Source organism: Segatella sp., assembly GCF_977051555.1.
The window spans coordinates 1-3,080 of sequence record NZ_CDRSSE010000084.1; the positions used below are offsets into that span (position 1 = coordinate 1).

The following is a 3,080-nucleotide window of genomic DNA, read 5'->3' on the forward strand; positions in this document are numbered from 1 at the left end:
GCTTAAAGTATAAAAAATGTTTCTGTTTTAGAAATATTAACGCTATTTTTGTTGTAGTGTTTGATAAAACTAGTAACTTTGCAAAATAAAATATTTTAGTAATGTGGTAAATATTAATAAAGAATTTAATAAATGGCAGTTTGTGCTGCTCCTCATTATTTGTTTTTAATCTATTTTATTAAAAGAATTATGGAATACGATGTAAAGTCTTTAGTGATTGGCTTGGATTTGGGTGGCACCAATTCCGTTTTCGGTATCGTTGATGGGGATGGAGAAATAATATCTACAGTCTCAATCAAGACCCAGGCATTCCAACGCGTGGAACAATACGTAGAAGAATCGGTAAAAGCTGTGATGCAGATAGTAGAACAGGTAGGTGGTATGGAGAAAATTCGTGCCATGGGCATTGGTGCGCCTTGTGGTAACTACTACAAGGGAACCATTGAAAATGCGGCAAACCTGGTATGGGCTAAGGGCATTGTACCGCTGGCTGACATGTTTGCAGAGAAACTGGGCATTCCGGTTGCTATTACCAATGATGCAAATGCGGCTGCTATGGGAGAAATGAAATATGGTGCTGCGGTTGGCATGAAAAACTTCGTAGAACTCACCCTCGGGACAGGCGTAGGATCAGGTATCGTGGCTAACGGGCAGCTGATTTATGGTTGTGACGGTTTCGCCGGTGAGTTGGGACACATGGTGGTAGATCCTGACGGAAGACCATGCGGCTGTGGCAGAAAGGGTTGTCTGGAAACCTACTGTTCGGCTACAGGCGTGGTTCGCACTACCTTGGCCATGCTCGAAGCATCAACTGGGGCAACTGAGCTGAGAAACATTCCAAGGGAAGAAATTACATCTTATGCAGTTTATAAGGCAGCCATGGCAGGAGATACACTGGCACAGGAAGTGTTCAGACAAACCGGTACAAGAATAGGCAAGGCCTGTGCAGAGATAGCTACCTTTCTGAGCCCGGAGGCTTTTATCTTCTTCGGAGGATTGGCACAGGCTGGCGATCTGCTCTTCCGTCCTATTGAAGAAGCATATAACGAGCATGTGCTCTCATTATATAAAGGTAAGGCTAAGTTCCTGATGAGCGGACTGGATGGAGCCAAGGCTGCCATCCTGGGTGCTGCGGCAATGGCATCTGAACTCTAATCCGTCATAAAAAAAAAATATAACATAACCTATTTAAATATAGATAAAGATATGAGACTCAATCTTAGTTCGCAAATCGTACTCAATAAAGTACCTGTAGAGTTCTACAAGCCAAAGACGACTGTAGAATACTCTGAAATCTCCAGAATGGAGAAGATTCATACAGATATCTTTGCCTCTATGGCAGAAGGTGCCAGTCATGTAGCTGATAAAATAGAAGCTGGTATCAAGGCGGCACAGCAGGAAGGTAAATTCTATGTGATGGCGCTGGGTGCCGGTTCTTCTCTCTATTCTGTATACGATGAACTCGTTCGCCGTTACAACGAGAAGACCCTGAGCTTCCGCAATGTTGTTGTATTCAATGCATACGAATATTATCCGCTCCAGAAGGACAGCTCTCTCCGTACCATCAACCAGTTGAAGGAGCGTTTCCTTGATCATGTGGATGTGGCTGAGCAGAACATCTTTACACTGGATGGTTTTGTGGCACAGGATGCCGTACAGGACAGTTGCCGTCTTTATGAGCAGCGTATCAAGACCTTTGGCGGTCTCGATGTAGCCCTCATAGGTATAGGCCGTTCGGGTAATATTGCAGCCAACGAGCCAGGTTCGGGCATCCAGTCGATGACCCGTATCATCCTCATCGGCAATACCTCTCGCGAAGAGATGGAGAACAGTGAGCAGACCAAGGAAACTATTCCTCCATGTTCGCTCACCATGGGTATCGCTACCTTACTCTCAGCCAAGAGCATCTATCTGACAGCCTGGGGCGAAGAGAAGGCAGAGATTATGCAGAAGGTGGTGGAGAACTCTATCACAGATACCTTGCCGGCATCATTCCTCCAGACTCATCCGAATGCTCATGTTGTCATCGACCTGGGTGCTGCTCATCATCTGACACGTATTGAGCATCCATGGCTCGTAACTTCATGCCAGTGGAGTGATAAACTGGTGCGTTCTGCACTGGTATGGCTCTGCCAGAAACTCGGTAAGCCTATCCTGAAGTTGACCAATAAGGATTATAATGAGAACGGACTGAGTGAACTTCTGGCACTCTATGGTTCTGCCTACAATGCCAATATCAAGATTTTCAATGATTTGCAGCATACCATTACCGGATGGCCAGGTGGCAAGCCAAATGCCGATGATACCTATCGCCCAGAGCGTGCAACACCATTCCCTAAGAAGGTTATCGTATTCTCTCCACACCCAGACGATGATGTTATCTCAATGGGAGGAACCATCCGGCGACTGGTACAGCAGAACCACGATGTGCATATAGCTTACGAAACATCAGGAAACATTGCTGTGGGTGATGAGGAAGTAACAAGATTCATGCACTTTATCAATGGTTTCAACCAGCTTTTTGCAGACTCAAAAGACAGCATCATCTCTAATAAATATAAGGAAATCAAGACCTTCTTTGCCAAGAAGAAGGAGAGTGACTTCGATACAAGAGATATCCTGACCATCAAGGGATTGATTCGCCGTGGTGAGGCTCGTACCGCTTGTACCTATAACGATATTCCGCTTGACCATGTCCACTTCCTCGACCTGCCATTCTATGAGAGCGGCAAGATAGAAAAGTTGCCAATGACCGAGAAGGATGTAGAGATAGTGAGAGCTCTGTTGCAGAAGGTGCAGCCACATCAGATTTATGTTGCCGGCGACCTTGCTGATCCTCACGGAACCCACAAGAAGTGTACCGATGCCGTTCTGGCAGCTATCGACGAAGAGAAGAAAGCGGGTGCAGAATGGTTGAAGGACTGTCGCATCTGGATGTATCGTGGTGCCTGGGCAGAATGGGAGATTGAGAATATCGAAATGTGTGTTCCATTGAGCCCTGAGGAGTTGCGGGCAAAGCGTAACTCTATTCTCAAGCATCAGTCGCAGATGGAGAGTGCTCCTTTCTTGGGTAATGATGA

2 protein-coding genes are annotated in these 3,080 nt (G+C 45.9%); both read left to right on the forward strand.

From position 1 onward, the window contains the following. Nucleotides 1-189: 189 nt before the first annotated feature. The gene (locus ACWJAO_RS13120; RefSeq protein ID WP_449140574.1) at nucleotides 190-1,155 is read left to right on the forward strand and encodes an ROK family protein; all 966 of its coding nucleotides are present in this window, start codon (nucleotides 190-192) and stop codon (nucleotides 1,153-1,155) included. Between the two features lie 51 nt (nucleotides 1,156-1,206). Continuing rightward, nucleotides 1,207-3,080: glucosamine-6-phosphate deaminase (locus tag ACWJAO_RS13125; protein ID WP_449140575.1), on the forward strand; the 1,874-nt coding region annotated here is incomplete at its 3' end.